Origin of the sequence: Legionella brunensis, assembly GCF_001467025.1 — a bacterium.
GTDB lineage: Bacteria > Pseudomonadota > Gammaproteobacteria > Legionellales > Legionellaceae > Tatlockia > Tatlockia brunensis.
This window is the reverse complement of record NZ_LNXV01000013.1, coordinates 65365-73021: the sequence shown is the minus strand read 5'-3', so window position 1 is coordinate 73021 and position 7657 is coordinate 65365. Positions and strand designations below refer to the sequence as shown.

The window sequence follows — 7657 nt, the reverse complement described above, 5'->3', positions numbered from 1 at the left end:
TTTTTATTCTTACTCATGGGCACCTCTTTTAAGTGTTGAAATTATAACAAGTTAAAAGAGATGACACAGTTATTTAAACACTACCTCAGCGATTATAGTTGCGCTAAGTTTTATTTATTAGTTGGCTGGAAATATCCTTCAACAATCCGACCTAACTCATCCCGCTCTTTGGAATCGAACTGTAATATCTGCACTCACGCCTGGCGCAACAGTTAATTTTCCTTTGGCATCACCTGCATTTCTTGAAAAGTTACCGCTCAGATTGCCGTACTCGGTTATAATCTTAACCACGCCATTATTGCAAGTTCCGCTAAGTTCTTTATGAGCATGATCAGGACATAAAATATTTCCTGAATTTTTATCAGCAGTAACCTCCAATGTGAAGTTCCCCTGGCTGTCTACTGGGCCCACTGTTCCTGACCCTTGGTAGACACACTCACCCAAAAGCCAATTAGATGCTTTACCTTTACCAACCCATTGTCCAGCAACGTATTCACAAGTATTGGAATCGCTGGCATAAAAAGTAAAATCGGCATGTAACACCCCCGCAAAAGACATTGCGGCTATAAATCCTATTAATAAATTTTTTTTCATCTTTATCCTTAAATAGCAATGCTAATAATACAAACACAACATGGTTTGCGACTTGGCAAATCCGGTTCGATTATTACGTTATAACACTAGGAGTGCAATCGAAAAATACAGAATAGAATGAGGCAAGTTAGTCAGAATATCTCCCCTATTAACAGTAGTCATAGGGGCACATGCTTTAAAGACTGATTTTTAAGACATCAGTTGGTTGAGAAAATAAATGATTCTCACAAAAAACTTCAGCCCCCTCTTTCTCATACAGACGATTCAATCTGGGTTTTAAAGTGTCCAGTAAAATCAGTTCAGCACCTTTCATCACTGCTAATTTTTTAGCTTCGTTAATAATTTGGCGTCCAAACCCGAGACCTCGGTAATCTTTTTCCACATAAACATACATTAATTCACAAGTCTTAGGTAACAGCTCAGTTTCTTTATCTATTAATGCAAACATTGCTATTAGTTGGTTATTCAATGTGCCAATATAAAGATCTTTGTTTATTTTAGTCATTATCTTTTCACGTTCAGCAACCCCCAAATTGCGAATGTAACCCCACTCCTCTTCAACCAGAGTTGCAGCCTGAGTTAGATGCTCCATACAATCAGAAAGTTGGGTAAACGTTAATTGGTGTTTCGCTAACGCTGAACTAAATAACAACATCGTGTATTACTCCCTATCAAGGCGAAATGCTGCTAACTTTCTTACAATTTTATTGCTAAAGTCAAGATGTTGTTGACTTTTACTAATTTGCTCAAATAAGAAAACTCGACCCTTTAAAATTTGTTATCCTTAACAGTACAATTGAGTCTAAGTTTATTGATTTTCAAAACTCTTGCGATCCACTCAGAGCTGGACTGTTTTTTCCTTCTTCCTCTTCACTATCTTGTAGCCAGTCAGGTTTATAATTGATTGCTTTCCCATAACGTTTAAATGTAATGAGAATACCGTAAAGATTAGAGAACTCTTGATAAAAACCAGAGGCGCATGAGGAGTACTCATCTTCTCCGCTTTGTTTTGTAATCACATCTAAATCTTTAATGAGTGTATTAAAACGCTTATATTCTCCCTGCATGTTGTTTCTCATGATTTGTTCTGCCGTTTTCCATAAGATAATTTCAGGATTTTTATCCCCTAAACTTTTAAGATGCTTAATCATCTCCATAATTACCTCATTTAACTGCTTTCCTAACTCCTCCTCATTAAACTTCAGCAGAGGATGATCAAATAAGACTGCTTGATGAGCCAAATTTTCCATTTTGAGCATGGTTTCATCACTGATCCCATAGGCACACTCCAGCAATTGCTCAAAATATTCATCCCCCTTACAAGCTTCAATTAGCGCCTCTTTTATTTGCGGAAACTCACATAGCTTTTGCATATCGAAAACTGAAAAAACTGTATTACGCTCTATATCAATCCCTGAAAAATATAAATTTTTCTCTTTAAATTCAATATGACTCTCCAGGTTTTTATAGTCACATAAAATACCTTTTGCTCCCTGGGTAAATCCTTGAACAAACGATCGAAGAGTTTTAATGGATTTCATGCGTGTAACAACATCATCAATGTTATAAGCGTAACCACTTTCAGAAACAAACAACTTCTCTGGCGGAATAAATTTTAACTCACTCTCATTTTTTATCTTAATTTCTGATACGGAAAAACCCTCAACCTCAACTAGATGCTTTATCTCCTTGTCGAGTAATTCACTTTTATTTTTGCCTTCCTTTTTTTTCCCGAAAAACAGAAAACTTCTTAACATAATAGATACCACCAATCATAATAAATTTTAGATATCTATTAGAAATTATAGAAAAGAAACGGAGATCCAATCTAAAAAAACCAAATATTTTTTAGATTTTCACCAAATCATCACATTGATAACTAGGATTTTTAAGAGATATATTCACAACAGTATTTAATTAATATTTATGTGGATTACGACATAAAATAATCAAAATTCTCAGGGCTTTCCATTTGATGCTCCTTTGACTTATATTCTTCTTTAGTTTTGATTAACTCACGAACCCATTGTGGTAAAGATTGATCGGTGCGCTTTCGCTCTCGTTTTTGCCAAAAAGTACCCCCACCCACTAAGTCATGACTATCCCATGGGTTATCTAATGTTTTAAACGTGATTTTATCTGATTGATTAGCAGTCATCTCCTTTAAAAAGAAGCTAGCACGAATAATTTGTCTAATCTCTTTATCAGGGATTTCTTCCATTAATTTATAGACGACTCTTAATTCAGAACTCGAATAATTCTTTTTCATTTTGTTAATTACGGAGGAAAAATCAGGATAGAAACTTTCTGCTTTTTCATCATGTTTCATCACAACCATTTCGATTGGTATTAATTCTTTTTCCTCATAAAAGCGTATAATGTTTTCTTGGATAGTATTCACGATGACACGTTTACTAGCATCTAAGTTATGATCTCTTTTGGGAACAAAACCATTTGATTTTTCGATACCATACATTAATCTATCATTAAATTTTTTCAAAAATAGAACTAATTTATCATGTTGATTTTGCGATAATAAATCGACTGTTTTAAATTCAGTTGAAGAGCTTCTAACGACCAATTCGGTGATAAAATTCTCGAAATTTATTCCTCTAGACTCACACATAGAGACTAGGGTTCTACCTTCTTTGGCAAAATATTCATTAATTGATGTCGCATCAATTACCTCTCCTTTGGTTTCGCAATACATACCCCATAAAATACAATTTAATTCACTTGAAAGTCCTTCAGTAAGAGAAATAATATTTTGCATTATGAAATTTAATTTTTTTGTCGTCTCAATATCCAATTGAGATTTTAACAATAAAATAGAATCTACCTTTTTTGAGTCTAGATATAACTGATAAACTGATGAAACATCTTCACGCAAAGGGTTAGAACCCCATCCATATGTCTTTTTATAACGAGTACCTGCATCTTTGATTAGATCAAACCAGCCAGCATCAGTAATACCTAGTATAGTCGCCTCAGATTTAGATAATGTAAATTTAGGCATTTCTCCACCTATTTCTTATAGCCATAATGAATATTTGAGAATTTTTCACGCTTATTTTTCTATAAAAATCGGGGGGTTTATAAAAAAATTGCTCAGATATCCACAATAGAATATTGTCGTGCAGGATATTTTATATCCACAATATTAAGGGCATATTAATTCTTATTTTTTCTCATTTATTTATCTGTAAATAAATCAAAATCACTGATTCCCTATTTACAAATATTGTTTAGTCAACTAACATTGTTTTTCAGGCTTAAGGGGCGCCTATACCCACGAAAGAGGATCTCACCCTAAACTTAGTTATCGAATCTAAATTTATTCGTTTAACCCTTTTGTTCAGCTGGATTGTGGGTCTCTAGCGATTAAACAGAGAGGGTACAAATGAATAGGTCTCATAAATCCTTTAACGTCAATGAGTGTAAAATTCTTACATCTATCTTGCTAAAGTCTTTGCATTCGCAGGATCTGGATAAAGTAAAGCAGGCAGCAAAACGCTTCCAGCAATTGCCAGAATTCGCAAAATTATCTATCGATGAAATGAAATCCCAAGTGAAGCGAAAGCATGCGCTTGCGGTGATTGCTTTTGAAAAGAGATTTAAGTCTTGGGCTGACTTAAAATGCCAATTAGCCTTTATTCGAGGTGGATTCCTCAATGAGTGGTTTGCAAATTATTCTGAAGCAAAAATTTATCTCCGACTTCATGGTGGTTTTTTGTTGCCTTATCAAAACCAATTTTTTATCTGCGATGCAAATTACATAAAAAATCTTGGATTTAATCCCGACGATCCAGATTGGCAATTAATTGGCTATGATTGGGCTAATCCCCATCATCGACAAGCCTGGCAAAGGCTATATCGAAAATGGATATTAATCCAAAAAAATAGCCAAGAATAAAGATCACCCGGGGTTGCCACACCCCGGGTTTTCAAAGATATTTCAGAATTAGGGAAAACATTGCTATTAAGGGGTATGTTAGTATTATTCACACCCAGTGCAATACATTGTGAATTATACTCCAGCGCTCATCCTTATTGCGCACCGGCTTCCCTAAGATCCAATGCTCATATTGCTCTTGTTGAAATCCATCGGATTCTTTTATCTTTAACCAATAATTTAAAAACCACAGGAAATCCTGCTCCTGCTTTCGTACCATATAAGCCATTAATAAAGGGGCTTCGGATTTTAATCCATAAGGCATCACAGACGCATAACCTGGGTGCGCGCCTGCCCAAGCTTGAGTATGCTCAAGAGTCCAGAGGGCAGCATCAATTTCAGGATAATCAACCAAAACATCCATATTGGGTATAATCACTAACTGCGATTTGGAAAAATTTTCTTCAGCAAGAGGTATCATCACAGGATCATCAAAAACAGCAATTTTTAAATTCTTATTTTTTATCGCATTAACGTCTTTGTAATCATCTATCTTGTCTTTTTTCACAATAAACGCAGGTTGATCACTAAAATAGGCCTGCGTGTAAGCAACATGCAACAGCCTGTCCGGAATGACATAAATAGAACCAATTGCTATATCAAATTTATTAGCATTAAGATCAGTAATAAGATTAGGAAAGTCAAAATGGATGAAGACAAGTTCAACGCCTAGAACTCTGGCAAGATTATACATATAAGCAACATCATAGCCCACTAGCTCATGGTACTTATTAAAGTAAACAAAGGGGATCATGTGTTCATTGTACCCTACTCTCAACAACTTGTTTTTTCTAATATTTTGAAGGTCACCTGGTGTGGCTAATGTGGAGGGTATGTTGATTGGATCCATACTTACCTTCACTCCCTGGGTCAGCTCAGGGGGAAATCTAAAATTTAATAATGATAGCTCCGAAGGACTAATAAACTTAAATTTTGTTAGAAAAATGACAAATAGAAAAAGAGGTAAAAAAGTACTTAATAAACAAAAAATTAGAAAATGTTTTCTTATTTTTAATCGATTAAAATAAGCAAACGTTCCAACAATAGCAATTAAAGCCATACCCATAACTGATACAGGCACTTGACCATATCGAGTAATAGGAAATAATCCTACATACAACTCTGCAGTCGTCTTAGGTAAATCAGCCCAACTAGCCAGAAAGGATACAGATTCTACAGTAGTACTAGGCGAACCAAGAGAAGAGAAATAAGTCAAAATGATCAGGAAAAAATTCCCCATATTTTCTAAAAAGAGAGGATGTTGAAAATAATAAGCCGCAAAAATAATAAACAAATATAAAAAAAAGTTGCCTATTTGACCAAAAGGGTAACTTATTGAGGAGATTGTCGTGACAATTTCGTCATTTTTTTCATTTAATTCTTTACCTCTAGCCAATAACTTATTCGCACAAACTTCAATATAAGGCAAAGCTGCAACTGACAAACTGGTTGCTATTGAAATAAGAAGTGCTCCTTTTAATAAATGCATTATTTCCTTATATCGCACAGGTACAAAACTTATAATAAGTCCAGGTAATAGCCAAAAAATAAATACGAGACAACCAATAAAAAATAAAATCAAATAAATCGCGATATTTTCAAAAGTTAGAAAAGAAATAGTACCCATTGTATAGGCCATCAAAGCAAAGGCAGCATAAGGTGAGCCTAAGATAATCCAATTCCACACCTTAAGGGACGTACTTTTAACCGCATTTAAAATCTCAAAAATTGGTTCTTTGCTCTTATAATGTTGCAATGCAGAACCAAAAAGCAGGCAAAAAATAATGATGGCAGGCATGTAATTATTAACAAGCGCTGTGAATAAATTATCAGGTATTAAACGCTTCAGAAAGCCTTCAAAGGTTGGATGGACTGTTAGCGGGCCTAAAATGGATGACTGACTTTTTGGAATAGCCAGGGTTAAAACACCTATTAGACTAAATGAGACAATTACAAAGAATAGGTACAAAAACCAATTCTTTTTAAATAATTTTTTTGCTATTGCCGGTGTTAATGAGCCAAGACCATGTAATAAAGAAGCAATGATATAAGGATAAACTACTGATTGCATAAGCATCACATAGATTTGCCCGACTGGTCGTAATACAGCTGTATAATTCCCCAAAAAAATGCCTGTGAAAATGCCTAGCAAAACCCCACAAAAAACCTGGAAGGTTAAATTTAGTTCGAGATTAGGTTTGATAGATTGCATGGCCATTAACCAACTGTAGACCAAATCAGCTTATCATAATTTTTAGGATTTGAAAGCCATGAACAAGCTACTCCTCTCGTTTTGCCAATCTTGATTAGTAATACATACAAATGATAGGTCAGATATTTATTCCTTACCCTCAAATAAAGGCCCAACAGTGCATCTGTCATTATTTGTGTAAAATTTATCAATTTTTCTCTATTGATTTAAAAAAAATCATTGACTCCTTTCGCTAAGAAAACGAAGATGGTACTCCCTTTAGAAGCTCAATACTCGGGAGTAATCAATGACTTCAAAATTGATAGAGTTAGCACAAACTAATTACAGCTTTTTATTAAAATGTATGGCCGCTTTAGCAACCGCTGCTGTAATAACCCTAGGGATTATTGCCGCACTAACCATGAAAACTACCGCAGCTCTCGCACCTGCTATTATGGCAAGTACCGCAACTGGAGCTGTTGGTATCACCGCTTTTACAGCAGCCCCCCTTCTACCTATTGCTGCTTTGTTAATATGCATCGGTGCTGTTTGTTTGTTACCTTTCTGCGTTGGAAGTCCCAGAAGTACTGGCTACAGATATTATTCCAACAATTATGACACTTGGTACACCCCTAGTTTCTACTCTGGCAGCCATACTCATGCCCATGCTCATGGAGGACCTCACCACTATCATGGCTCAGATGGACATCATCACAGTCATGATCCTTACTCAGGTGGACATCACCATAGCCATGACTCAGGACAATATCATAGTGACACCCATCATAGACACCACTAATAGCCATCGTATTATCCGGGTTTAGACTCCGTCAAAACCCGGAATCTCCTAAGTCATTCTAGCTTATTATTAATGGTCATGACTCATCGCGTGGACGCTCTTCATCATTAAGATTAGTCAC

The 7657-nt window shown here is 35.4% G+C and carries 7 protein-coding genes; 2 read left to right on the top strand and 5 right to left on the bottom strand.

The annotated features are described in order from the left end of the window. Positions 1-156: 156 nt before the first annotated feature. From Lbru_RS08315 to Lbru_RS08300, 4 genes are all read right to left on the bottom strand, one after another. Positions 157-594 (bottom strand): hypothetical protein, encoded by a 438-nt coding sequence (locus Lbru_RS08315; RefSeq protein WP_058441728.1) that lies wholly within the window; start codon positions 592-594, stop codon positions 157-159. Positions 595-769: 175 nt separating this feature from the next. Further along, positions 770-1249: a GNAT family N-acetyltransferase gene (locus Lbru_RS08310; protein ID WP_058441727.1), complete on the bottom strand. Its 480-nt coding sequence runs from the start codon at positions 1247-1249 to the stop codon at positions 770-772. Positions 1250-1412: 163 nt separating this feature from the next. Further along, positions 1413-2351 (bottom strand): hypothetical protein, encoded by a 939-nt coding sequence (locus tag Lbru_RS08305; RefSeq protein WP_058441726.1) that lies wholly within the window; start codon positions 2349-2351, stop codon positions 1413-1415. Between the two features lie 176 nt (positions 2352-2527). Next, positions 2528-3610 (bottom strand): hypothetical protein, encoded by a 1083-nt coding sequence (locus Lbru_RS08300; RefSeq protein WP_058441725.1) that lies wholly within the window; start codon positions 3608-3610, stop codon positions 2528-2530. A 384-nt stretch (positions 3611-3994) separates the two neighbouring features. Here Lbru_RS08300 and Lbru_RS08295 point away from each other — a divergent pair, with 384 nt between their 5' ends. Continuing rightward, positions 3995-4507, top strand: a complete 513-nt coding sequence (locus Lbru_RS08295; RefSeq protein ID WP_058441724.1) for a hypothetical protein — start codon at positions 3995-3997, stop codon at positions 4505-4507. A gap of 88 nt (positions 4508-4595) precedes the next feature. Here Lbru_RS08295 and Lbru_RS08290 read toward each other — a convergent pair whose 3' ends face one another. Further along, the gene (locus Lbru_RS08290; protein WP_162262401.1) at positions 4596-6758 is read right to left on the bottom strand and encodes a cation:dicarboxylate symporter family transporter; all 2163 of its coding nucleotides are present in this window, start codon (positions 6756-6758) and stop codon (positions 4596-4598) included. A gap of 286 nt (positions 6759-7044) precedes the next feature. Between Lbru_RS08290 and Lbru_RS08285 the strand changes: the two genes are divergently transcribed. Continuing rightward, entirely contained in the window at positions 7045-7536 is a 492-nt protein-coding gene (locus Lbru_RS08285; RefSeq protein ID WP_058441722.1) for a hypothetical protein, read from the top strand. Positions 7537-7657: the final 121 nt, after the last annotated feature.

Bases quoted from the DNA above. Each gene is read 5' to 3' on its own strand.
- Lbru_RS08315 (WP_058441728.1), bottom strand. From the start codon at position 594: ATGAAAAAAAATTTATTAATAGGATTTATAGCCGCAATGTCTTTTGCG.
- Lbru_RS08310 (WP_058441727.1), bottom strand. From the start codon at position 1,249: ATGTTGTTATTTAGTTCAGCGTTAGCGAAACACCAATTAACGTTTACC.
- Lbru_RS08305 (WP_058441726.1), bottom strand. From the start codon at position 2,351: ATGTTAAGAAGTTTTCTGTTTTTCGGGAAAAAAAAGGAAGGCAAAAAT.
- Lbru_RS08300 (WP_058441725.1), bottom strand. From the start codon at position 3,610: ATGCCTAAATTTACATTATCTAAATCTGAGGCGACTATACTAGGTATT.
- Lbru_RS08295 (WP_058441724.1), top strand. From the start codon at position 3,995: ATGAATAGGTCTCATAAATCCTTTAACGTCAATGAGTGTAAAATTCTT.
- Lbru_RS08290 (WP_162262401.1), bottom strand. From the start codon at position 6,758: ATGCAATCTATCAAACCTAATCTCGAACTAAATTTAACCTTCCAGGTT.
- Lbru_RS08285 (WP_058441722.1), top strand. From the start codon at position 7,045: ATGACTTCAAAATTGATAGAGTTAGCACAAACTAATTACAGCTTTTTA.